Genomic DNA, 24,555 nt, shown 5'->3' on the forward strand with positions numbered 1-24,555 from the left:
TCATTGCTTATAACCTACAACGTTTATGAACCTACGAATTTTAGCATGGCTGGTAGTATTGGGACTTGGATCTGCGCAGGCAAAGGCGCAGGGAAGATTCCTGAAATGGCTGAAAACAGAAAATGATACGGCGTATATCGAAGATCATACGGAAGATATTACCTTCCGGCTGTACGGCTCCCGCAAGTACACCAAGTATGACATCGTAGACCGGAAAACGAAAACTGATGTCCTTTACCGTCCCAATACTCCTTTTAATGTGGGGTTTGGCGCCAATTACCGGTTTATAGGACTTAACATCGGGTTTAACCTGCCGTTTATTAACAGCAACGAGAGGTACGGCAAAACGAAATACATCGATCTGCAGTCGCATGTATACCTGCGTAAAATTGTAGTAGACTTCTACGGTCAATATTATAAAGGCTATTATGTAGCCAACCCGGAGGAAGTATATGGTAAAGCCTATACTGCGCTGCATCCTTATCCGCAGCGGCCTGATATCAGGAACACCGACTTCGGCCTGAATGTGGGATATATCTTCAACGACAAACGTTTCTCTTACCGCGCACCTAACCTTCAGAATGAATACCAGAAGAAAAGTGCGGGTTCGCTGATCATAGGCGGAGAAATGTTCTTTGCCGGCATCAAAGGCGATTCTTCCCTCATTCCCACCAATATGGCAGATACCGCATTTCTGCGGGATGAGCATTATCATAAGACCGGCATTTATTCCCTGGCTGCGAATGTAGGATATGCTTACACCTTTGTGCTGAAGGAGCACTTCTTTTTATCCTTATCGCTTACCGGCGGTTTAGGAGGAAATATCACCACGCTGTTCCTGGAAAACGGGAATGTGAGCCGTAAAGCGGGACTGCAATTCAGTAATACGGTGCGCGCCTCGCTGGGGTATAATTCCAGCCGTTATTTTGCAGGGATCCATTATGTGGGCATGAACACCCGCAGTGGCATGTCGATACCACATACTTATCAAACCTTTGGTACAGGCAATTTCAGGGTGAGCCTGGTGCGCCGTTTCACCCTGGAAAAGCCGTTGTGGAAATCAAAGACTATCTAGCTTTGCGCCGGTGAAATCCACTTGGACCTGGCCGGTGGCTGGTATTTTTCCATTTGTAATAACAGGTCGCTGATATCATTGCTGCATAACAGCATATCACGGTTCTCTGCCGTGAGGAAGCCTTTCTCAGACATGGTTTGCGACAGGGCCATCAGGGCGTCGTAGAAGCCATTTACATTCAGCAGTCCGATGGGTTTTTTATGCAGGCCCAGTTGTCCCCAGGTGAGCATTTCAAACAATTCCTCCATGGTGCCGAAGCCGCCGGGCAGCGCGATAACGCCATCGCACAATTCATTCATCTTCGTTTTGCGTTCGTGCATGGTGTCTACCAGGATCAGTTCTGTGAGGCCGGTATGCGCCAGTTCTTTCTGTTGCAGGAAGTGAGGCAGTACGCCAATGGCTTTGCCGCCGGCATTTAAGGCGCCATCTGCCACTGCGCCCATCAGTCCTACGTTAGCGCCGCCATACACCAGTGTAAGGTTGCGTTGGGCCAGTGCGGCGCCCAGCAGGGTGGCCTGTTGCATGTAAACCGGGTCATGTCCGGCGCTGGAGCCACAGTAAACAACAATTCGATTCATATCCTTTGATTATAAAGTGTTCAATTCAGCCCGGATGTTGGTGCGGGCGGCTGTTTCATATTGTTCCCGGAACGCCGGTGTTACATAAATAGCGGGCATTTCCAGGAAATGCTGTAATACTTTTTTACGGCCGGGGTTATACACCTCATCGGGGTAAACCTGGTACTCCTGCCTGATTTGCCGGGCGTAGGCCTGGTATGTTTCCGGTGCGGCGCCGAGTATTTGCAGGTCGAAGTCCAGGAAGTAATCCAGGTCAGGGTCCTGATAGGTATTGATATGTGTTTTGGTAGCGATAATGAAATCGCTGATGCTGGCGGTTTTTTCCGCCGGGTAATTAATTTTATGCAGATGGGTGACTGCCGCTGCAGCGCTGCGCTCTTCATTATCGGGTTGCTGCGGGTTATAAATGATATCATGAAAGAAGATGGCAAAAAGTACGGCTTCCGGATCTGTGAGCTGATGCGCATATGCCTGTTGCAGGCTCACCAGCTGCTGTATATGCGACCAGTTGTGATAATACCTTCCGGGCGATTGGTAGGCATCCAGCAGGGCTGCGTAGGAGCTGTTAACCAGCGCCACATCCGTATTAGGATGAAGGGAGGACCAGATGACGTTTAATGCTGACATACGCAGGGTTCTTTTCGGGGAGTAATTTAAAAAGAAAACGGGCAGAAAAAATTCCTGCCCGTTTCTTTTATGCTGAGTAGCCTGATTAAGCTTTTTTCGCAGCTTCTGCACGGATTACGTTCAGTGCGCCACCGGCTTTAAACCACTCGATCTGTTGTTCGTTGTACGTGTGGTTTACAGGGAATTCGCTGGTGCTGCCATCTTTATGATGAAGCACAACAGTGAGTTGTTTACCTGGAGCGAAGGTAGTAAGACCCAGGATGTCGATGGTATCATCTTCCTGGATCAGGTCATAATCCTCTTTGTTAGCGAAGGTCAGACCCAGCATACCTTGTTTTTTCAGGTTGGTTTCGTGGATACGGGCGAAAGATTTCACCAGGATGGCACGAACGCCGAGGTGACGGGGTTCCATAGCAGCGTGTTCGCGGCTGGAGCCTTCACCGTAGTTTTCATCACCTACTACCACTGCACCGAAGCCGTGCGCTTTGTAGTCGCGCATGGTAGCAGGTACCGGGCCATATTCGCCGGTAATGGAATTCTTAACGGTATCGCTTTTATCGTTGAATGCGTTGATCGCACCAATGAGCATGTTGTTGGAGATGTTATCCAGGTGACCGCGGTATTTCAGCCATGGACCAGCCATAGAGATGTGATCCGTGGTACATTTACCTTTTGCTTTGATGAGCAGTTTCAATCCTTTCAGATCGGTGCCTTCCCATGCAGCAAACGGCGCCAGGAGTTGTAAACGGTCGGAGGTAGGGGATACTTTCACCTGCACACCGCTACCATCGGCAGCAGGGGCCTGGTAACCGGCATCTTCCACGGCAAAGCCTTTTGGAGGCAGTTCAAAACCTACCGGTTCGTCCAGCATTACTTCTTCCCCGTTTTTGTTTTTCAGTTTGTCGGTCAGCGGGTTGAAGGTAAGATCACCTGCGATCGCCAGTGCTGTTACAATTTCCGGAGAAGCCACAAATGCGTGGGTAGAAGCATTACCATCATTTCTCTTCGCGAAGTTACGGTTGAAGGAAGTGATGATAGAGTTTTTACGGGTAGGGTCGTCGATATGACGGGCCCACTGACCGATACACGGACCGCAGGCATTTGCCAGTACCACACCGCCTACCTGGTCAAAGGTATTCAGTAAACCGTCTCTTTCGATGGTAAAACGTACCAGTTCAGAGCCGGGAGTGATAGTGTATTCAGATTTCATTTCCAGGTGCTTGTCGATGGCCTGTTGTGCCAGGGAAGCAGAGCGGGAAATATCTTCGTAGGAAGAGTTGGTGCAGGAACCGATGAGGGCTACTTCCAGTTTCTCAGGCCAGTTGTTTTCTTTTACTGCCTGTGCAAATTTGGAGATAGGCCATGCCAGATCCGGGGTAAACGGACCGTTTACGTAAGGTTCCAGTTCGTCCAGGTTGATTTCGATCACCTGGTCGTAGTATTTGGAAGGATCTGCGTATACATCTGCATCGGGGCGGAGATGGTCTCTTACTTCATCAGCCAGGGTAGCTACTTCTGAGCGACCGGTGATTTTCAGGTAATCGGCCATTTTGCTGTCGTATGCAAACAGGGAACAGGTAGCGCCTATTTCAGCACCCATGTTACAGATGGTTGCCTTACCGGTAGCGCTGAAGCTATCCGCACCTTCGCCGAAGTATTCCACGATAGCGCCGGTACCACCTTTTACGGTGAGGATACCTGCTACTTTCAGGATAATATCTTTGGCAGAAGTCCAACCGCTCATTTTGCCTGTCAGTTTCACACCGATCAGCTTCGGCATTTTCAGTTCCCAGGGTAAGCCGGCCATTACATCTACCGCGTCAGCACCGCCAACACCAATCGCCACCATGCCTAAACCGCCGGCATTAGGGGTGTGGGAGTCGGTACCGATCATCATACCACCCGGAAACGCGTAGTTTTCCAGCACTACCTGGTGAATGATACCAGCGCCTGGTTTCCAGAAACCGATGCCGTATTTATCAGAAATTGAGGAAAGGAAATCGTAAACTTCTTTATTGGTGTCAATAGCCGTTGCCAGATCTTCTGTAGCGCCTACTTTAGCCTGAATGAGGTGATCACAATGAACAGTGGAGGGAACCGCAACTTTATCACGACCGCAGGTCATAAACTGGAGCAATGCCATCTGGGCGGTTGCATCCTGCATAGCTACGCGATCCGGCGCAAATTCAACATAAGATTTGCCTCTTTCGTAGGGCGTGGTAGTCGGTGCATACAAGTGAGCGTACAAAATCTTCTCAGCCAGTGTCAGCGGGCGACCCAGCATTTTACGGGTTGCTTCCACCTTACCCGGGAGTGCCGCATACACTTTTTTAATCATGTCAATATCAAACACCATGGGAAAAAAATTATTTAAGAGCGGTTAAAAATTGCTCGCAAAATTAACTAAAATCAGCAAGTTTTTAAATTAAATACTTAACATCGGGTCAACTACCTGAAAACTTCCTGTACTTTTAAAGTTCCGCTGATATTCAACGCGGTACAGGGAATAGCCTTGCCAGCCGTTTTTTCCTTGTTTTTCCAGCCGGAATTTGATAAATTTGGAGTATGAACCGGATAAAAGACTTTGTGGAATGGAAGGCGTTCGGTGTATGTGCCGCTATAGGAGATAAACTTGGCGTAGCCACGTCCCGTATTCGCATCTTTTTCATTTATGCCACTTTCCTGACAATGGGCTCCCCACTCATTGTATACATGATTCTTGCCTTCTGGGTAAATATGAAGAATTACATTCAAAATGCCCGGAGGAATCCACTACGTTATTTATAAGTTATTGATATAAAGAAAAGAGGTGGTTCGCGTTATCCGTGAACCACCTCTTTTCTTTTAAATATTTTCCTTACTCCAGGTGAAACAATGTCATCTGGTGATAATGGTTCTGCAATTCATTTAACGTGATCGGCTCTGTGAGATTCCTGGTTTCATCCCGGTAATGCAGTTGCATCAGCGGTTTGCTGCCTTCTTCAAACCAGCGGATAGAGAAGGGTCCTCTCACATACAATGTTCCTCCTGCCTTCGATGATGCCGTTTCATCTTTATGAAATTGCAGTTTCAGCAGGGTGGCCTCGGTCAGATGAATAGGTTCCAGGTTATCAAGATCGTACCAGAACTCATTTTCATCCGTAGCCACCAACACTTTCTTATCCTCATGATCTACCTGCAAAATCTTCCCTTCCTTTTCTGTCCCGCCATAATTTGTGATAATGGTATCACCTGATTTTAATTCGTGGATATTAATCATAGTGAACTGAGTTTTATGTGTTTCATGAATTTACTGAAAAAAGTGCAAAGCTTCATGCAAAGAAAAAAGCTATTACCACCTGAGGTGATAATAGCTTTTTTGCTTTATGTGGTTTGGATTAAAACTTTCTCACTACCTGGCGGAGTTCCACCAGTTGTTCCAGCAATGGTTCCAGTAAATCCAGGCGGAGCATGTTGGCGCCGTCGGATTTTGCGCAGGAAGGATCGGGATGTGTTTCAATGAACAGGCCATCTGCGCCGGTAGCGATAGCTGCTCTGGCGATGGTGCTGATCATTTGCGGGTTACCACCGGTTACGCCGCTGGTTTGGTTGGGCTGTTGTAAGGAGTGGGTACAATCCATTACCACGGGCTCACCCAGGTGTTTCATGATGGGGATATTGCGGTAGTCTACTACCAGGTCCTGGTAGCCGAAGGTGGTACCACGTTCGGTGAGGATGATATGATCATTACCGGCTCCCTTGATTTTTTCCACGGCAAATTTCATGGATTCGCCGCTGAGGAACTGTCCTTTCTTTACATTTACCACCTTGCCTGTTTCTGCAGCGGCCAGCAGGATGTCTGTTTGGCGGCAGAGGAAGGCAGGGATTTGCAATACATCCACGTAAGCGGCTGCCATAGCAGCTTCTGCGGCGGAGTGAATATCTGAAGTAACCGGTACATTAAAAGTTTTACCAATTTTCTGCAGCAGTTCCAGTCCTTCCACATCACCGATTCCGGTGAAGGAATGCACGCTGGTACGGTTTGCTTTACGGTAAGAAGCCTTGAAAATATAAGGGATCGCTAATCTTTTACAGATGGTGGATACTTTTTCCGCCACTTCCATTAAAATGGATTCTTCTTCAATCACACAGGGACCAGCAATCAGGAAGAAATTTTCGGGGTTGTATTGCTCTTTGAATAAAGATTTTAAATGCTTCATATCTTGAAAAAATTGTGTCATTTAATTGAAGGTGCAAAGATAGGCATTCTCTGGCAAAGGGAGGTGAGGAAGCCACGCTATTTGGGGTAATTGTCATAACATTGTAATCCGAAAACCATGTGCATAACCTGGCGTTAATTTTATTGTTATAGCATTGTCATGCGCTGAGGCGGGGTGAATGGAAATAGCCGCGAACCCGTTAATATTACGGTCCGATTTAAAATAGCTTACAATTATATTTTTGTATGAAGAAAGATAAGATACTGGTTATAGGCGCCTGCGGACAAATTGGCGTGGAGCTCACCCTGGCTTTAAGAAAGATGTATGGGGATGCGAATGTGCTGGCTTCAGATCTGCGTGAAGAGCATGATTTGCTGAAAGGAACCGGTCCGTATGTGTCGCTGGATGTGATGAACAAGGAGATGCTGCATGTGTTGGTGATCCGTCATAATATCACCCAGATCTATCTGCTGGCGGCGATCCTGTCGGCCACCGGTGAAAAGAATCCATTACTGGCGTGGCATATTAACATGCAAAGCCTGTTGAACGTACTGGATATTGCGAAAGAAGAAAACCTCGATAAAATATACTGGCCAAGTTCCATCGCAGTATTTGGTCCTAACTCACCATCGCAGGAAACGCCGCAGCACACGGTGATTGAGCCTACCACCATTTATGGTATCAGCAAATTTGCGGGTGAGCGCTGGTGTGAATACTACAACCACCGCTTTGGTGTGGATGTAAGGAGTTTACGTTACCCCGGCCTGATCAGCTATAAATCAGCGCCCGGCGGCGGTACCACGGATTATGCGATTGAAATTTTCCATGAGGCGAAAGAGCATCAGCAATATACCAGCTTCCTCTCTGAAAACACGTACCTGCCAATGATGTACATGCCGGATGCGATCCGCGCCACCATTGAGCTAATGGAAGCAGACGCCTCCAAGATTGCAGTGCGTTCCGCCTATAACCTGGGCGCCATGAGCTTTTCCCCGAAAGAAATAGGCGCAGAAATAAAGAAACACATTCCCACCTTCACCATGGCCTACGAACCGGATTACCGCCAGCAAATCGCCGATGGCTGGCCCAACAGTATCGACGACAGCCAGGCACGGGCCGATTGGGGCTGGAAGCCGGAGTTCGACCTGGCAGCGATGACGCGGGACATGCTGGAGCATATATAGGAGATCGCCGCGGATTTTGTCTTTCTCGCTGATTACGCTGATTATACTGATTTTCTGGATTTTTACTTTTGGATTTTTTTAGATTTCTTTGATTTTTTTAATAATAATTAAGGGAGATAAAAGCGAATATAATCCGCTTCTATCTCCCTTAATCCTTTATAAAATCAAAAAAACAAAATCAAATTAATCAGTATAATCAGCGTAATCAGCGAGAAAGACAAAATCCGCGCATTAGCCTTCGATGAAGCCCACCGCTACAGTGGTGTTGTTGAATTCGTCGATGAGGATGAAGGCGCCGTTGGCCGGATTGCTCTCGTAAGGATCGGCAAATATCGGCGCTGCGGTTTTCAGCGTAATTCTGCCGATGTCGTTTAGTGTCATGGATGTTTTGTCTGTTACCTGTACGTGGTTGGTTACGTCTGTTACGTAGTTGATCTGCTGCACTTTTGCTTTCACGCGGTTAACGCCATGTTGCAACAGGTAGGTTTTGCCGGAAGTAAGCGGCAGCTGGTCCATCCAGCAGATATTGGCGCTTATTTCTTTTAGTTGCGGTGGTATTTCGTTTGTTTTTACGAGCATGTTACCGCGACTGCTGTCTATTTCACCTTCCAGGGTAATCACCACGCTTTCGCGTGCATGCGCTGCCGGTAGTTGTTTTTCAAATTGCTCAATGGTTTTGATGCGGCTCTTTTGCCCGGAGGGCAGGGAGATCACTTCATCGCCAACAGAGAAATGCCCGCTGGCCACTTTGCCTGCAAAGCCACGGAAATCGTGGTATTCGGTGGTGCGTGGACGGATTACGCTTTGAATGGGGAAACGGGCCGGGTGGTTACGGTCTTCATGATCGAAAGACACCTGTTCCAGGTATTCCAGCAGGGTGCTGCCGTTGTACCAGTTGATAGCACCCGTGCGGCTGGCCACGTTTTCGCCATACAGGGAGGAGATGGGAATAAACTTCACTTCCTGTCCTTTAAAGCCGGCGTTATCGAGCATTTGCTGGAAATCTTCCACTATCTGGTTAAAGCGGGCTTCGCTGTAATCCACGAGGTCCATTTTATTTACGCAAACCACCAGGTACGGAATACGGAGCAGGTTGGCGATAAAGAAGTGGCGGTGTGTTTGTTCCACGATGCCTCTGCGGGCATCGATGAGGATCAGCGACACCTGTGCATTGGAGGCGCCGGTTACCATGTTGCGGGTATATTCGATATGCCCGGGGGTATCGGCAATGATGTATTTACGGGTAGGGGTGGAGAAGTAGATGTGGGCCACATCTATCGTAATTCCCTGCTCACGTTCTGCTACCAGTCCGTCGGTAAGCAACGACAGGTCTGTAAAGTCCAGTCCTTTGCGTTTGCTGGCAGCGTGGAGCGCTTCCATTTTATCTTGCGGAATAGAATTGGTATCGTATAATAAACGGCCTATTAAGGTACTTTTACCATCGTCTACACTACCGGAAGTGGCTATACGTAAAACCTCCATTATTTTTATTTTTTTGCTTTTAGCGGCTGGCGTTAAAAGATGTGTTTAATTAAGTTAAAGTGTGTATTACAGGGAATGCTGCTAGAAGTATCCTGCCTGTTTTCTCTTTTCCATAGCGGCTTCAGAGCGTTTGTCATCTATACGTGCGCCACGTTCGGAGATCTTTGCTTCCATGATTTCGGCAATGATATCTTCCAGTTTATCGGCTTCAGATAACACAGCGGCGGTACAGGTCATATCGCCTACGGTACGGAAGCGTACTTTCTGGCGGAATGGTACTTCGTCGGCGGTGGTATTGAGGAAAGAGGAGTAAGGCCAGTAGAGACCGTCGCGTTCTATAATTTCTCTTTCATGGGAGAAATAGATAGAAGGTATTTCCAGTTTTTCACGAACGATATAATTCCACACGTCCAGTTCTGTCCAGTTGGAGATGGGAAATACGCGTACGTTTTCACCAATATTGATTTTACCGTTGAGGATATCGAACAGTTCGGGGCGTTGCATTTTGGCGTTCCATTGACCGAATTCGTCTCTTACGGAGAAGATCCTTTCTTTGGCGCGGGCTTTTTCTTCGTCGCGGCGGGCGCCGCCGATGCAGGCGTCAAATTTTCCTTCTTCGATGGCATCCAGGAGGGTAACGGTTTGGAGGGCGTTCCTGCTGGCGTATTTGCCGGTTTCTTCCTGGGCTTTACCCTGGTCGATGCTGTCCTGTACATTTCTAACGATGATGTCCAGTCCGAGTGAATTCACGAGCCAATCACGGAATTCGATGGTTTCCGGGAAGTTGTGGCCGGTATCCACGTGAAGCAGGGAGAAAGGAATTTTACCGGGATAAAATGCTTTCTGTGCCAGTCGTACGAGTGTAATTGAATCCTTGCCTCCGGAGAACAGGAGCACTGGTTTTTCGAACTGTGCTACGGTTTCGCGGAGTATATAAATGGCTTCATCTTCCAGTGCCTGAGGAAATTCCCAATTTATTTGATTAGTCATGGACTATAATAATTTATTCTAAAGCAAATGTTGTTTATCCGTGCAGACCGCATTCTTTCTGCGACTGTTCCCACCACCACCGGCCGGCGCGCGGATTTTCTCCCGGCTCAATGGCGCGTGTACAGGGGGCGCAGCCAATGCTGATGAAGCCTTTATCGTGCAGTTTATTGTAGGGCACGTTATGTTGGTCCAGGTAGGCCAGTACTTCGTCGTAGCCCCAGTGGATCAGCGGATTAAATTTATAGAGGTGGCGATGTTCATCCCATTCGAGGATTTCCATGCCTTGCCGGTTTTCGGATTGTTCTGCCCGGAGGCCGGTGATCCAAACCTTTACGCCTTCCAGGGCCCGGTTGAGCGGTACAATTTTGCGGATGCCGCAGCATTCTTTGCGGTTTTCCACTGATTCGTAAAAGCTGTTGGGTCCTTTGGCGGAAACCAGTTTTTCTACCGCGGCCGTGTCGGGGTAGAAAACTTCTACAGGTTGTTTATAACGGGCCATGGTGAGGTCCATTACATCGTATGTTTCCTGAAAGAGGCGGCCCGTGTCCAGGGTAAAAACTCTAACCGGCAATTGGTTACGCCAGATAATATCTGATATCACCTGGTCTTCCTGGCCAAAAGAGGTGGAGAATGCTACAGCGCCGGGGTATTGTTCCAGCAGGTACTGTATGGCCTCCTCAACCGGTTTATTGACCAGCGCGGTGGTAATGTCTGTCATGTAGATCTTCCTTATTGAATTGATATGTCTAGTGCCAGCGGAGCGATTACGGTCACTCCTTCAACAAAAATACATAAAACCTATAAAAAAGATAGACTAATAAGGTAAAAAATTATTTCTTTCGGGTAAAATGGCTGTGGTGGCGGGTGGAAATTGGGCGTGGATGGAGCCTGGGGGCTATTTACTGTGGACGGAGAAAAGAAGTAGCTTATATGTGCTGTAAACTGGGGGCATATCCGCTGTGGACTGGGATAGGAGTGGCTTTACACTGGGAGTATCCGTGCTGTAAACCCGGAGGTGACCTGGAGGGGAGGTGGACTTGATCCTGAAACCTGCTACTGTAGCGGAAAAGCCGGCGTTTTGGCCGGCTCGGATATTTTACACCCTGATTAGCTGTTCCGGGTCAGAATGTCTTTCAAAGTTTTGTTCTCGAGGATTTTCAGGGCGGAGTCCCTTACCCGGCCCATTACTTCGTTGAGGCCGCAAACGGCTTCATCGCGGCAGTTTTCGCAGCGTTCGTAGTAATTGAGGCTTACGCAGGGAAGCAGCGCAATGGGTCCATCGAGCAGGCGGATGATTTTGGCCAGTGCGATCTCTTTTGGAGGTCGCATGAGGTAATAACCGCCACCTTTTCCTTTTTTACTGCCGAGGATGCCGGCATTCTTCAATTCCAGCAAAATATTTTCCAGGAATTTGATAGAGATATTTTTTTCCTGTGCAATTTCAGATATAAGGATGGGGCCTTTATCTACGTTCTCTGCCAGGTGTACTAATGCGTGAAATGCGTATTGCGTTTTTTTCGATAACATACTGACTTTTTTGCATCCCTCCACGGATGAACTAATAGTGCCGTGCACACTTTATATTCCTGCAAAGATAAGCAGTTTTTAGCTGCCAGCAGTGAGTGGCTGGCTTTTAGCCACCGGAGCGGTATCCGGCGGCTAATGCGTTTAGCTGCTGCTATCCTAAATTTAATACATCCCGCATGGTGAATACGCCGGTTTTACCTTTCAGCCATTCTGCCGCTACTACTGCGCCGGCTGCAAAGCCTTCACGGGAATGGGCGGTGTGGGTGATGGTAATATCGTCGATCGCGGAGGTGTAATTTACGGTGTGTGTACCCGGCGCCGGATCAATCCTTTTAGAGATGATGGGAAGGGCTTCCGGTTGGTTGCTTTCTTCGTTTACCCAGCCGGTTTTACGGGGCAGGGAGGCCAGCACCTGTTCTGCCAGTGTAATGGCGGTACCGCTTGGCGCATCCTTTTTATGGGTATGATGGATTTCTTCCATCTGTACGTTGTATTGTGGCTGGCTGGCCATGAGGGCCGCCAGTTTCTTATTCAGTTCAAAGAAAATATTTACGCCGATGCTGAAATTGGTGGCGTGGAGGAAAGCCTGGTTTTTTTCCAGGCAAAGCGCTTTTATTTCCGGCAGTTTATCGAGCCAGCCGGTGGTACCGGATACTACGGGCACATTTGCCTCGAAGCACTTTACGATGTTGTGGTAAGCTGTTTCAGGGGTGGTAAACTCGATGGCTACATCTGCCTGGCCGAGGTGTTCTTTTTCCAGCAGGTGTTTGCTGTTGACGTCTACCCGGAGTATTATCTCATGTCCTTTGGCAGTGGCAATAGCATCTATTGCCTGTCCCATTTTACCATATCCGATGAGCGCTATTTTCATGACCCTTGCAAGTTGTATTTAAGTGGATGTATTAATGATGATCAGCGGCCGGCAAAGTACCGGCTTTTGGTCTTTTTGCCGCCGATGGAAATGTTGATGCCGATGCCCAGTGTACGGTTGTTGATCAGTGTGGGAGACACGCGCATACTCAGGTCGTCTGACATATCAAAGTTGCGGAGGTGTGCGAATACCGTAGCGTCTATAATGTTTACGCCATAGGCCAGGATGAAGAACAACACGGAATAGTCCACATACTGCCGGAACTGGTCGCGGCCCAGCTTCAGTGATTCCGTATCATAAGGTTTCGTATCCGGGCTGGTGTCGTTTGTATCCGGGTTGCCGTCTACGCGGAGGCGGTAGGCATCCCGGTACAGTTTGTAGGTCTTCATATTATCCACGAAGAAATACACGCAGGTGCCGATGGCGGCGTATGCGAGCGGAATTTTCCAGTATTCCCTGTTATATGCCTGTCCCAGACCTGGCACCACGGCGGAGTAAAGGGCTGCTTTACGCGGGCTGTGGGGGAGTTTGGAATCGGGAATATAGGCGCTGTCGGTGAAGATGGCTTTATTGGCTTTCACGGTATCCGTACCTGGAGCAGGGATGGGCCGGATGAGCGTATCCATTGTTTTGGCCACCGGGCGCAGGGTATCCTGCTGCGCGTGCAATGGCGCTGCCATTACAACCGCGATTAAAAACAACAAAGAGTATCGTAGTGAATGAAATATGTAATGCGCCTTATTAGCCACCGTATATATCTATTTTTTCGAGGATACTATCCAGCTCTTCATCCGAATAGAATTCAATTAAGATGCTGCCTTTACCGCTTTTTCCCCTGTCCAGTTTTACTTTGGTAGAGAAGTGAGTGGCCAGTTTGTCCTGTATTTTCTGAAAAGCAGGAGGTAGTTTTACTTTGGCAGCTTTTTGCTGATGATTTTTATCGGCCTGATTGATGGTGCGGGCCAGTTCTTCTGTTTGGCGTACTGACAATCCGTTTTTCAGGATTTCGTTATACAGGAAAAGTTGGTTTTCCACATTTTCCACGCCGGTAAGTACGCGGGCGTGGCCCATGCTGAGCTGGCCGTTGCGAACGGCTACCTGGATATCCGGGGGCAGTTTCAGCAGGCGTATATAGTTGGTAACGGTACTTCTTTCTTTGCCCATGCGGTCGGCCACCTGTTCCTGGGTGAGACTGCATTCATCCATGAGTCTTTTATAGCTGAGTCCAACTTCAATGGCGTTGAGGTTTTCCCGTTGCAGGTTTTCCAGCAGGGCGAGTTCCAGGAGTTCCTGGTCGTTTACCTGGCGGATATAAGCGGGAATATCTTTGAGGCCGGCAAGTTTGCTGGCTCTCAGGCGCCGTTCACCGGCGACCAGCTGGAATTTTTTGGCGCTGATCCTGGATACGGTGATGGGTTGGATAACATCGTGCAGCTTGATCGACTGGCTTAGCTCCTGTAAAGAAACCTCATCAAAGTCACGACGCGGCTGTTTCGGATTGGTGGCAATCAGATCCAGTGATATGCGTTCAATACCGGTAGCAGCAGCTACTACCTTATCACCCAGGGCGCCGGCAGTTTGCTTCAGATCTGTATCCATGTTTTGAAGCAGTGAGCGGATGCCCTTGCCTAACGCCTCTTTCTTACTTGGATTGGTCATCGTTAATAGCTAGGATTTTGTCTTTAGATTTAATTTTGGTGAAATTATGTTTCTGCAGGATTTCCTTGGCCAGGTTGAGATAGTTAATCGCACCTGTGCTGGCTGCATCATACATAATAACGGATTTGCCGAAGCTGGGAGCTTCTCCCAGTTTGGTATTGCGGTGGATGATGGTGTTGAACACACTTTCTTCGAAATGTTGTTTTACTTCATCCACTACCTGGTTGCTGAGGCGCAGACGGCCATCGTACATGGTCATCAGGATGCCTTCAATTTCCAGTTCTATATTCAGCCGGCTTTGTACAATTTTGATGGTGTTGAGCAGTTTGCCGAGTCCTTCGAGTGCAAAAAATTCGCATTGCACGGGTATGATCACCGAGTTGGACGCCACGAGGGCATTTACGGTGATAAGGCCGAGGGAAGGGGAGCAGTCAACAATAACGAAGTCGTAGTCCGCTTCCACGGTATCGATCACCTGTTTCATCACCCTTTCCCTGTTGGGATGGTTGATGAGTTCCAGTTCTGCACCTACGAGGTCTATATGGGAAGGCAATACCTTCAGGTTGGGAGTATCAGATTCCAGGATAACGTCTTTGGCCAGCACGTCATTCACCATACAATCGTACAGGCTCTGCTGCACATTGCGCAGGTCGAAACCCAGCCCTGTGGTGCTGTTTGCCTGCGGGTCGGCGTCAACCAGCAGTGTCTTAAATTCCAGCACAGCCAGGCTGCTTGCCAGGTTTATTGCACTTGTAGTTTTTCCTACGCCACCTTTTTGGTTAGCGATTGCGATTATTCTAGCCATTGTGTAATTTAAAAAATCAAAGGTTATTTATAGGATAAAGGATAAATCAGCTATGATCACTTCTTCCTCAAACCTCTATAGTACTGCCTATTTCAGGCAGTAACAGTTCAAGCCCGGCATCAATAAACTGCATCTTTGCTTCGTCTGTGTCAATCTTAACGTAGCCGAAAGTGTTGTAGTGTACCCCTATTATCTTCTCACATTCTATCATTTCAGCGGCCGCAATGGCATCTTCGATGCCCATGGTGAAGTTATCGCCAATTGGCAGTACTGCAAAATCCAGGGAAGTAACAGCTGGTATCAGCTCCATATCCACGGTGAGTGCGGTATCGCCGGCATAATAAAAATTCCCTTCTTCCGTCATAAATATAAAACCCATGGGATTGCCGCCGTAGGTTCCATCGGGTAAACTGCTGGAATGTTGTGCTACCACGCATTTTACCGTACCAAAATCAAACTTCCATTTTCCGCCGGTATTCATGGGATGTACCTTTTCGATTCCTTGTTTACCTGCCCAGGTGGCAATTTCAAAATTGGATACTACTGTTGCATTTGTCCGTTTTGCCAGGTCTACCAGGTCGGCCGTATGATCTTCATGTCCGTGGGAAACAAAAATATAGTCCGCCGTTATGGCATGGATATCCACCTTAGCCGCCAGTTCATTATGGGTGATGAAAGGATCAAAAAGGATCTTTTTCCCCATAATCTCCACCGCAAAACAGGAATGTCCATAGCAAGTATACTTCATAATCAATCCATTTGAATACATCACGACAACTTCGGGGAAATCTGCTCTCCCTCATCCGTGATTAATCTACACCTTATATTTAAAAGTAACTCTATTAAAAGTAGCGTAATCGGACAAAAATACAACGATTACCTAAAATTCGGGCGCTGTAGTATATTTATTTATACACAAAGTGTTCGCAGAACAAGCCCCGTAACCTGTTAACGGGGTAAAAAAAAATAAAACATACAATTCTTCCCGTTGTTATTCGTCTAGTATAATTACAAGCACCGGTTTTAACTTTTCAGACCCGGTAAGTTGTGTTAAATTGCTTCATTATTACGTATCTATATTAAATTTCTATAATGCGACCCGGACTGAATTCCGTCATACTCATTGTTTTCCTGCTGTTGCTGGATATTTACGTTTTCCAGGCCATCAGGGCCATGGTGTATATGTCTACTCCCAAAGTAAGGAATATCACTTATTCCATTTACTGGTTTATATCTCTCAGTTGTGTGGTGATGATAGCGTTGTTGCCGTATATCAACTGGCATAACTGGTCGCCTACGCTGAAATCCTACCTGATGGCTATTTTCATGGGCCTGGTGCTGGCAAAGCTGCTGGTGACCGTGTTCCTGCTGATAGATGATATCCGAAGAGGGGTACTGTGGCTGATCCGCAAATTCAGCAGTGCGCCTGCAACGGCTGTAAGCCCGGCAGCGGGCGGATTATCGCGTTCACAGTTTATTAACCGGCTGGGACTCATCACCGGCGGCGCTTTTTTTGGCACGCTGCTGTACGGCTTCTCCAATAAATACAACTACCGGGTACATAAAATAAAAATGGCCTTTAAGCAATTGCCGGCCTCTTTTAAGGGATTGCGGATTGTGCAGATCTCTGATATCCATTCCGGCAGCTTTGCTAACCGGGAAGCGGTTATGAAGGGGATTAAAATGATCAATGACCAGAAGGCCGACCTGGTGCTGTTTACCGGCGACCTGGTCAACGACCGGGCGGTGGAAATGGCAGAATGGCTGGATGTATTCCGTGAAGTGAAAGCCCCGATGGGCGTGTATTCCACCCTGGGTAACCACGACTACGGCGATTATTACCCCTGGCCGGATAAAAACGCCAATGGCTACAGCGCATTGCAGCACCAGAACCTGGAGGAGTTGAAAGCGGTGCATGGCAAGCTGGGCTGGAAGCTGATGATGAATGAGAACGTGGTGCTGGACCGCAACGGTGAGCAGATTGCGCTGATTGGTATTGAAAACTGGAGCGCCATCAAACGTTTTCCCCGTTACGGCGATCTGAAAAGGGCTTACGAAGGAGCGGAACATATTCCGTTTAAAATTTTGCTGTCGCACGACCCCACCCACTGGGATGCGCAGGTGCGTACCGAGTATCCCGACATTGCCCTGATGCTGGCGGGCCATACCCACGGTATGCAGTTTGGTGTGGAGATACCCGGTTTGAAATGGAGTCCTGCCCAATATTTTTATAAAGAGTGGGCCGGGTTATATAAGAAGGGCGAACAGTTCCTGTATGTAAACAGGGGCTTCGGGTTTCTTGGCTATCCAGGAAGAGTGGGTATTTTGCCGGAAATTACGGTGATCGACCTGGTATAAGAAGGTATTGTGCGCATTGACCGACAGAAAAGCATTGTTTAACCACACATTCGTCCTGTTCGCGGATGCCGGGTTAAATGAAAGTGATTTACGCTTATCTTGCAGCGACGTACTTTTTAAAACATGCGCCTATACTTCTTTACCTTCCTGTTGTTATGTAGCCGTGTAGCATCGGGACAAAGCCTGGCAGAGCTGGAGCGACAGCTGGATTCGCTGTTGCAGAAACAGCAGAAAAGCGAAGTAGTGGCTGGTATCGGGTATGGGAACAATCCTGCTTATGGCAGTAAAGTAGCTAACTTTGAATATCCCCTCGTTTTAAAAACATTCATCGCACCTTCTTTAAGTTATTATCACAAAAGCGGCCTGTATGCCGGCGTTAGCGCGTATTATCTTTTTAACTCGGTAAATAAGCCCTGGTTTGAATGGGACTTCACGGCCGGTTACGACTATACGAAAAACAGGAACTTTCTTACCGGTATCTCTTATACAAAATATATTTTCGCCGATTCTTCAGATGTGCCTTCCACCCCGATCAAGAATGAAATTTTCGCCTACTTCTATTACCGGAAGTGGTGGCTGCAACCCGGCTTGAGCCTGGATTACGGCTGGGGAAAGCACGTATCGGAGGGCTTATATACCAAAGAAACGCTGCATGGCAATGATTTCAATGTGATAGCGTCTGTAAGGCATCCTTTTATTTTTTCCGGCGTGGTGGGCCGGTTTGATGTACTGATGGTGACGCCTTCTGTGAACATGACGCTGGGAACGGCTAACTATTACAGTAATCTCAAAGCATTTCAATATATCAGCCGGTCGCCCCATATGGTGAAGCTCCGCAACCCTCCCGGGAGCGCTCCCGGTGGCGAGCTTAATTTTGAAGATCACACCGAATTTGAACCCCGCGCAATAGATGTTTCCATGAATGTATCCTATTTTATCGGGCGGATAAACCTGGCGCCTTCCTATACGGTTTTTAAGCCCTTAACCGGTACAGACCAGGGTATTATGAGTTACTTCACGGCCCGTATTTTATACAGTTTTTGATTTTATTAACAAATAGCACGGAATTTGTAATTACTGGAAATGTAATTACAACATAGGGGTATTTTTTACTCCGGACGTCTATATTTTAACCATTACTAACAATACATAGATTTATGAAAAAACTGTTTTTCGCCGTAGCAGTGCTGATGATAGCTGCTGTTTCAACCGTGTCAACTGTTAATGCACAAACGAAATTCCTTCGCTTTGGTGTGAAGGGGGGTGCTAATCTTGGAAAGCTTGATGGTACCGGTTTTCAGGATGGATTTAAGTTAGGTTATCACATCGGTGGGTTTGCCCAGGTGAATCTGGTGAAAGGATTCGGGGTTCAGGGTGAGTTGATCTTCTCTTCTACCAAAACAAAAACTACAGACGATTTCAGTGAAATTTATAATACTGGAAACCTGGAAGATAATGGTAAGAAGATTACTATGAGCTACCTGAGTATTCCTTTGCTGGCCAACATTGACCTGGGAACACCGCGTTTGAAACTACAGGTAGGACCTCAGTTCAGCGCATTGGTGAGTGATAAAAAAGTATTGGGCGCTGCCAATGAAGCATTTAAAGGCGGCGACATTTCCGGTGTAGCCGGTTTGTGGCTGCAACTGCCAATTGTTAATGTGAGTGCACGTTATGTGATTGGCTTTAATGACGTAAACAATTACAAAGATGTAGCTAACACCAGCAACTGGAAAAACCAGAGCATCCAGCTGGGTGTAGGCGTATCCTTCTAGTTTCCCGCGTTCAGCGTTAACTTTTGATGAAGCAGCAAAGATTAAAGTGTATACTTTAACTTTGCTGCTTTTTTTGTGATAAAAGGAACACTGTTGCGCGTTCTTCCGTTCCTGCCAGAGCGTCACTTGGCATCAAACTTGACTATATAGGGATACATAAAAAAACGAGGACTTTTGCCTGGTTGTATGACAGAATGTCCTCATGAGGCTTTAAATATCTCAGATGAACAGATTTTATTTAGGAAATTCGGAAGATGAAATGGAGTTCATGCCTATTATCCCTTTGAATGAAGACGGGGAAGGACAAGAGGATGAAAAGATTCCCGATGAACTGGCATTATTACCATTACGAAATACAGTATTATTTCCGGGTGTTGTGCTGCCGATTACGGTGGGCCGGGATAAATCCATAAAAGCGGTCAATGACGCCTACAAAACCGACAAGTCGATCGGGGTGGTAGCGCAGAAGGACAGTACGATAGAAGATCCGGGTGTGGCGGATCTGAGTGAAGTGGGTACCGTGGCGCGTATTGTAAAGCTCATTAAAATGCCTGATGGTGGCACCACTATCATCATACAGGGCCGCAAGCGCTTTAAGATAGATGAAATAGTGACGGAAGATCCCTATTTCAAAGCCAGGATCAGTGTATTGCACGATGAAGCGGCGGAAGACGATTCAGAATTTGAAGCGTATATATCTTCCATCAAAGACCTGGCAGCACAGATCATCCAGCTTTCTCCCAACCTGCCTTCAGAAGCAAGCATCATTTTAAAGAACATTGAGAATCCTTCTTTCCTGGTGCATTTTGTTTCTTCCAACCTGAATTCAGATTTGAAAGAGAAGCAGCAGTTACTGGAGATCAATAACCTGCGTACCCGTGCAGAATTGCTGATGAAGCTGTTGCAAACAGAATTGCAGCTGGCAGAGCTCAAGAATAAAATTACCAACAAAACCAAGGCCGACCTGGACAAGCAGCAGCGGGATTATTTCCTGCAGCAGCAGATGAAGTCGATCAAGGAAGAACTGGGTGGAGATGCCAACGACCGGGAGCTGAAGGAAATGAAGCGCAAGGCCGAAGAAAAGAAATGGCCGGCTGCCGCTGCGGAAGCTTTTGCGAAGGGGATTGAGAAACTGGAGCGTATGCATCCGAGCACACCGGATTACAGTGTGGTGTACAATCACCTGGATCTGTTGCTGGACCTGCCCTGGGGCGAGTATACCACGGATAGCTATGATCTGAAGAAGGCGAAGAAGATACTGGACCATGACCATTATGGCATGGAGAAAATAAAGGAGCGCATCCTGGAATACCTGGCAGTGCTGAAACTGAAGGGGGATATGAAGTCGCCCATCCTGTGTTTCGTAGGTCCTCCGGGTATTGGTAAAACTTCCCTGGGCCGATCTATTGCCAACGCTGTTGGCCGTAAATATGTTCGCCTGAGCCTGGGTGGTTTGCACGATGAAAGTGAGATCCGCGGGCACCGTAAAACCTATATCGGCGCGATGCCGGGCAGGGTGGTACAGTCGATCCGCAAAATCAAATCATCGAACCCAGTGATGATCCTCGATGAAATTGATAAGATCGGTAACGATATGCGCGGCGATCCGAGTTCCGCATTGCTGGAGGTACTGGACCCTGAGCAGAATGCTACTTTCTACGACAATTACCTGGAGCTGGAGTACGACCTGAGCAAGGTGTTGTTCATTGCTACCGCCAATAGTATCAGTTCTATTCACCCGGCGTTGCGCGACAGGCTGGAGATCATTGATCTGAGCGGGTATTCCATTGAAGAAAAAGTAGAGATTGCCAAGAGGCACCTGTTGCCCAAGCAAAAGGATGCACATGGTTTGAAGGATACGAAGGTAAAGATCAGCAATACGGTGATAGAGCAATTGATTGCCGATTACACCCGTGAGAGCGGGGTGCGTGAGCTTGACCGGCAGTTTGCCGCTATTATGCGCAACCTGGCGAAGCAGGTGGCGATGGATGAGAAATTACCGGATGCGTTAACCGAAGAGGGGCTTCAGAAGATATTGGGTAAACCCCGTTATTCCAATGAAATCTATAAGGTAGGTAATCCGCCGGGAGTAGCGGTGGGGCTTGCCTGGACCTATGTAGGCGGGGATATCCTGTTTATAGAAAGCAGTTTGAGCGAGGGTAAGGGTGATCTGAAGCTGACAGGCAACCTGGGTAATGTGATGAAGGAGTCGGCTGTTACAGCGCTGACTTATCTGCAATCCCATGCAGAGGAAGCGGGTATTGATCCGAAGAAGTTTACGCAGAAGAGTGTGCATGTGCATGTGCCGGAGGGCGCTGTTCCAAAGGATGGTCCGAGTGCGGGCATCACGATGCTTACAGCGTTGGCTTCTGTATTTACAGGCCGGAGAGTAAAATCCTACCTGGCTATGACGGGTGAGATCACGCTTCGCGGACAGGTGTTACCGGTAGGTGGTATTAAGGAAAAGATACTGGCCGCCAAAAGGGCAGGTATCCGTGAAATTATTCTTTGCTGGCAAAATGAAAAAGATATTAAGGAGATCAATCCATCTTATATTAAGGGGATGAAGTTTCATTATGTGAAGCAAATGAACCAAGTGCTGGAAATAGCGTTATTAAAGAAGTAAGTGTGTAACATTGCTGTCAGTCATGACGGCAAACTATATACTGTTCATACCGGTTTTGTTGTGACCCCGTTATGAACTTCATGTTGATTGTTTTAAGGGTTGATAAAGCCATTCCAATAATACGGAATGGCTTTATTGTTTTGTGTAAGTTAGTCGGCCAGTTGTCTTTTATACAGCTGGATGGTATTTTCCAGGCCGAAGTAGAGTGCATCTGCCACGAGTGCATGGCCGATGGATACTTCTTTCAGCTGTGGTATGTGCAGTTTAAAGAAGCGGAGGTTATCGAGGTTGAGGTCGTGGCCGGCGTTAAGGTCCAGGCCAATAGCGGTGGCTTCTCTTGCGGTGTTTTTATAGTCGTTGAACAGCTGCAGGTTTTGCGGCTGTGTGCGCGCGTTCGTATATTCTTCTGCGTAAGGACCGGTATAGAGTTCTATGCGGTCGGCGCCGGCGGTTTTAGCGCCTTCTACTTTTGTAACATCTGCATTGAGGAAGATGGAGACCCTGATCCCTGCTTTTTTGAGGGTGGAGATCACGTCTTTCAGTTGCGACTGGTGTGCGATGGTATCCCATCCGGTGTTGGAGGTGATGGCATCCGGCGGATCGGGGACCAGTGTGCATTGGTGAGGTTTAACCGCCAGTACGAGGTCCATAAAGTCCTGGGAAGGGTATCCTTCGATATTGAACTCTGTGGTGACCAGTGGTTTCAGGTCTCTTACATCCTGGTAGCGGATATGGCGTTCATCGGGGCGGGGGTGAACGGTGATGCCGTCGGCGCCGAAGCGTTCACAATCCTGGGCCACTTTTAATATATCCGGTAGATTGCCTCCACGTGCGTTGCGCAGGGTAGCAAACTTGTTGATGTTTACACTCAGCTTTGTCATGTGGCAAAATTACGGCTTTTAGCTTTTACAAAAAATGCAGCGAAGAAAAAGTAGTGACTTCTTCTCCGCTGCATTTGTATTTGTTAGTCGTAAAAAACTAGTATCTGTAGTAGTCTGGTTTGAATGGACCTTCTGCCGGAATACCGAGGTATTCAGATTGTGCGGTGGTCAGTACATCCAGTTCCACGCCTACTTTTTTCAGGTGGAGACGGGCAACTTTTTCATCCAGGTGTTTAGGCAGTACGTATACTTTGTTTTCGTAGTTTTCTGAGTGGAGCCACAATTCCAGCTGAGCCAGTACCTGGTTGGTGAAGGAGTTACTCATTACGAAAGAAGGGTGGCCGGTAGCGCAACCGAGGTTTACCAGGCGGCCTTCTGCCAGCAGGATGATATCTTTACCATCGATGGTGTATTTATCTACCTGTGGTTTGATTTCAACTTTGGTGTTGCCGTAGTTTTTGTTTAACCAGGCTACATCGATTTCGATATCGAAGTGACCGATATTGGAAACGATGCATTTATCTTTCATCAGTTTGAAGTGTTCGCCGGTGATGATATCGCGGCAACCGGTGGTGGTTACGATGATATCGGCTTCTTTAACGGCGTCGTTCATTTTCTTTACTTCATAACCTTCCATGGCGGCCTGTAAAGCGCAGATAGGGTCAATTTCAGTAACGATAACGCGGGCGCCTGCACCTCTCAGTGATTCAGCGGAACCTTTACCTACGTCGCCAAAACCGGCAACAACAGCTACTTTACCGGCAATCATCACATCTGTAGCGCGACGGATCGCATCTACGCAGGATTCGCGGCAACCGTATTTGTTATCGAATTTGGATTTGGTAACGGAGTCGTTGATATTGATCGCAGGCATTGGTAAAGTACCAGCTTTCATGCGGTCGTATAAGCGGTGAACACCGGTAGTGGTTTCTTCACTCAGTCCTTTGATATGCTGGATCAGCTCAGGGTATTTGTCGAACACCATGTTGGTCAGGTCACCACCATCGTCCAGGATCATATTCAGCGGACGGTCGGGGCTGCCAAAGAACAGGGTTTGTTCAATACACCAGTCGAAGTCTGCTTCATTCAGACCTTTCCAGGCAAATACGGGTACCCTTGCGGCGGCGATAGCAGCGGCGGCGTGGTCCTGCGTAGAGAAAATATTGCAGGAGCTCCAGCGCACCTCAGCACCGAGGGCTACCAGGGTTTCTATTAATACGGCAGTTTGGATAGTCATATGCAAACAACCAGCAACACGTGCACCTTGCAATGGTTTGCTGTTACCATATTCTTCTCTCAGTGACATCAGTCCGGGCATTTCGGCTTCTGCCAGTTCTATCTCTTTACGACCCCAGGCCGCGAGAGACATGTCTTTTACCTTGTATCCGAGGCTAAAGTCAATGTTTGATTTTGCAATTGTTGACATTCTGAATTGTTTTTTGCAAATCTATGGTTATTTTAACTTTTAACATAACCGCATCGCATATATAAGGCGTTATCTACCCTAAAAATTTGTTAATCACTGTTTCCGGCCCTCTCACTTATGGTTAGATAAATTAATTTGATTTAATATAAATATTATTATAGATTTGCTAATTAAAATATATGATTTTATATTTAATTGTTTAGGGATGTGTGACAAATGGAAGGGTATAGCATAATTATAAAAATCATAAAAAACGCCCATTAGCGCGTCTTAGGCACCCACCACTATACGATTATAGAGATTATAAATTGCCGGCGGCTGGTTTTTCAGTTTCATTAGAAGAGAAGAAGGAGCAATATTAGAAGCCTGCCGGGAGAGCCAATTACAGAGATTCGCATATAGGGTTTTACAAAGGACTGTTTTTCACATTTTTGACTTAAAATCTATATGTATAAATAGAAATTTACACGCTTATATGTTACTCCTTTCCTA

23 protein-coding genes are annotated in these 24,555 nt (G+C 47.4%); 7 read left to right on the forward strand and 16 right to left on the reverse strand.

Annotation, left to right across the window (positions count from 1 at the left end; translation table 11 throughout):
• Nucleotides 1-25 precede the first annotated feature (25 nt).
• Entirely contained in the window at nt 26-1,075 is a 1,050-nt protein-coding gene (locus AB6805_RS12645) for a DUF4421 domain-containing protein (RefSeq protein ID WP_370909783.1), read from the forward strand.
• On the opposite strand, the gene AB6805_RS12650 is transcribed toward AB6805_RS12645, so the two are convergent.
• The 3 genes from AB6805_RS12650 to AB6805_RS12660 form a co-directional block, all read right to left on the reverse strand.
• Nucleotides 1,072-1,653 (reverse strand): TIGR00730 family Rossman fold protein, encoded by a 582-nt coding sequence (locus AB6805_RS12650; protein WP_370909784.1) that lies wholly within the window; start codon nt 1,651-1,653, stop codon nt 1,072-1,074. The two genes, AB6805_RS12645 and AB6805_RS12650, sit on opposite strands and share 4 nt — an antisense overlap.
• A 9-nt stretch (nt 1,654-1,662) precedes the next feature.
• Nucleotides 1,663-2,280, reverse strand: coding sequence for a metal-dependent hydrolase (locus AB6805_RS12655; protein WP_370909785.1), 618 nt, complete (start codon nt 2,278-2,280; stop codon nt 1,663-1,665).
• 85 nt (nt 2,281-2,365) lie between these two features.
• Entirely contained in the window at nt 2,366-4,636 is a 2,271-nt protein-coding gene (locus AB6805_RS12660; protein WP_370909786.1) for an aconitate hydratase, read from the reverse strand.
• Nucleotides 4,637-4,845: 209 nt separating this feature from the next.
• On the opposite strand from AB6805_RS12660, the gene AB6805_RS12665 reads away from it, so the two are divergent.
• On the forward strand, nt 4,846-5,067 hold the full coding sequence (locus AB6805_RS12665) for a PspC domain-containing protein (RefSeq protein WP_089894158.1): 222 nt from the start codon (nt 4,846-4,848) through the stop codon (nt 5,065-5,067).
• 70 nt (nt 5,068-5,137) lie between these two features.
• Here AB6805_RS12665 and AB6805_RS12670 read toward each other — a convergent pair whose 3' ends face one another.
• On the reverse strand, nt 5,138-5,539 hold the full coding sequence (locus AB6805_RS12670; protein ID WP_370909787.1) for a hypothetical protein: 402 nt from the start codon (nt 5,537-5,539) through the stop codon (nt 5,138-5,140).
• Nucleotides 5,540-5,657: 118 nt separating this feature from the next.
• On the reverse strand, nt 5,658-6,479 hold the full coding sequence (kdsA, locus tag AB6805_RS12675) for a 3-deoxy-8-phosphooctulonate synthase (RefSeq protein WP_370909788.1): 822 nt from the start codon (nt 6,477-6,479) through the stop codon (nt 5,658-5,660).
• 245 nt (nt 6,480-6,724) lie between these two features.
• On the opposite strand from kdsA, the gene AB6805_RS12680 reads away from it, so the two are divergent.
• Nucleotides 6,725-7,663 (forward strand): NAD-dependent epimerase/dehydratase family protein, encoded by a 939-nt coding sequence (locus tag AB6805_RS12680; RefSeq protein ID WP_370909789.1) that lies wholly within the window; start codon nt 6,725-6,727, stop codon nt 7,661-7,663.
• A gap of 231 nt (nt 7,664-7,894) precedes the next feature.
• Here the strand turns inward: AB6805_RS12680 and AB6805_RS12685 are convergent, their stop codons facing one another.
• The 9 genes from AB6805_RS12685 to AB6805_RS12725 all read right to left on the reverse strand — a co-directional run bounded on the left by AB6805_RS12685 (nt 7,895) and on the right by AB6805_RS12725 (nt 15,745).
• Nucleotides 7,895-9,145 carry a sulfate adenylyltransferase subunit 1 gene (locus AB6805_RS12685; RefSeq protein WP_370909790.1) on the reverse strand — a complete coding sequence of 417 codons (1,251 nt, stop codon included), beginning with the start codon at nt 9,143-9,145 and terminating at the stop codon, nt 7,895-7,897.
• Nucleotides 9,146-9,226: 81 nt separating this feature from the next.
• Nucleotides 9,227-10,135, reverse strand: a complete 909-nt coding sequence (gene cysD, locus AB6805_RS12690; RefSeq protein WP_370909791.1) for a sulfate adenylyltransferase subunit CysD — start codon at nt 10,133-10,135, stop codon at nt 9,227-9,229.
• A gap of 34 nt (nt 10,136-10,169) precedes the next feature.
• A complete protein-coding gene (locus AB6805_RS12695) occupies nt 10,170-10,853 on the reverse strand; it encodes a phosphoadenylyl-sulfate reductase (protein ID WP_370909792.1) in 684 nt (227 codons plus the stop codon).
• 389 nt (nt 10,854-11,242) lie between these two features.
• Nucleotides 11,243-11,662, reverse strand: coding sequence for an Rrf2 family transcriptional regulator (locus AB6805_RS12700; protein ID WP_142683316.1), 420 nt, complete (start codon nt 11,660-11,662; stop codon nt 11,243-11,245).
• A 151-nt stretch (nt 11,663-11,813) separates the two neighbouring features.
• Nucleotides 11,814-12,533 carry a 4-hydroxy-tetrahydrodipicolinate reductase gene (gene dapB, locus AB6805_RS12705; RefSeq protein ID WP_370909793.1) on the reverse strand — a complete coding sequence of 240 codons (720 nt, stop codon included), beginning with the start codon at nt 12,531-12,533 and terminating at the stop codon, nt 11,814-11,816.
• Nucleotides 12,534-12,574: 41 nt separating this feature from the next.
• On the reverse strand, nt 12,575-13,213 hold the full coding sequence (locus tag AB6805_RS12710; protein ID WP_370909794.1) for a DUF5683 domain-containing protein: 639 nt from the start codon (nt 13,211-13,213) through the stop codon (nt 12,575-12,577).
• 61 nt (nt 13,214-13,274) lie between these two features.
• Nucleotides 13,275-14,192, reverse strand: coding sequence for a ParB/RepB/Spo0J family partition protein (locus tag AB6805_RS12715; RefSeq protein WP_370909795.1), 918 nt, complete (start codon nt 14,190-14,192; stop codon nt 13,275-13,277).
• The gene (locus tag AB6805_RS12720; RefSeq protein ID WP_370909796.1) at nt 14,176-14,997 is read right to left on the reverse strand and encodes a ParA family protein; all 822 of its coding nucleotides are present in this window, start codon (nt 14,995-14,997) and stop codon (nt 14,176-14,178) included. The genes AB6805_RS12715 and AB6805_RS12720 overlap by 17 nt, the downstream gene beginning before the upstream one ends.
• 67 nt (nt 14,998-15,064) lie before the next feature.
• Nucleotides 15,065-15,745 (reverse strand): metal-dependent hydrolase, encoded by a 681-nt coding sequence (locus tag AB6805_RS12725; protein WP_370909797.1) that lies wholly within the window; start codon nt 15,743-15,745, stop codon nt 15,065-15,067.
• A gap of 344 nt (nt 15,746-16,089) precedes the next feature.
• Between AB6805_RS12725 and AB6805_RS12730 the strand changes: the two genes are divergently transcribed.
• The 4 genes from AB6805_RS12730 to lon all read left to right on the forward strand — a co-directional run bounded on the left by AB6805_RS12730 (nt 16,090) and on the right by lon (nt 21,756).
• Nucleotides 16,090-17,355 carry a metallophosphoesterase gene (locus tag AB6805_RS12730; RefSeq protein WP_370909798.1) on the forward strand — a complete coding sequence of 422 codons (1,266 nt, stop codon included), beginning with the start codon at nt 16,090-16,092 and terminating at the stop codon, nt 17,353-17,355.
• 123 nt (nt 17,356-17,478) lie between these two features.
• Complete coding sequence (locus AB6805_RS12735; protein WP_370909799.1) at nt 17,479-18,399, forward strand: hypothetical protein; 921 nt, start codon at nt 17,479-17,481, stop codon at nt 18,397-18,399.
• A gap of 113 nt (nt 18,400-18,512) precedes the next feature.
• Nucleotides 18,513-19,130, forward strand: a complete 618-nt coding sequence (locus tag AB6805_RS12740) for a porin family protein (RefSeq protein ID WP_370909800.1) — start codon at nt 18,513-18,515, stop codon at nt 19,128-19,130.
• A gap of 223 nt (nt 19,131-19,353) precedes the next feature.
• Nucleotides 19,354-21,756: an endopeptidase La gene (lon, locus tag AB6805_RS12745; protein WP_370909801.1), complete on the forward strand. Its 2,403-nt coding sequence runs from the start codon at nt 19,354-19,356 to the stop codon at nt 21,754-21,756.
• A gap of 149 nt (nt 21,757-21,905) precedes the next feature.
• Here the strand turns inward: lon and AB6805_RS12750 are convergent, their stop codons facing one another.
• Nucleotides 21,906-22,637, reverse strand: a complete 732-nt coding sequence (locus AB6805_RS12750; protein ID WP_370909802.1) for a pyridoxine 5'-phosphate synthase — start codon at nt 22,635-22,637, stop codon at nt 21,906-21,908.
• 97 nt (nt 22,638-22,734) lie between these two features.
• Nucleotides 22,735-24,063, reverse strand: a complete 1,329-nt coding sequence (gene ahcY / locus AB6805_RS12755) for an adenosylhomocysteinase (RefSeq protein ID WP_370909803.1) — start codon at nt 24,061-24,063, stop codon at nt 22,735-22,737.
• Between the last annotated feature and the right edge of the window lie 492 nt (nt 24,064-24,555).

Origin of the sequence: Chitinophaga sp. RCC_12 (assembly GCF_041360695.1) — a bacterium.
Lineage (GTDB): Bacteria > Bacteroidota > Bacteroidia > Chitinophagales > Chitinophagaceae > Chitinophaga.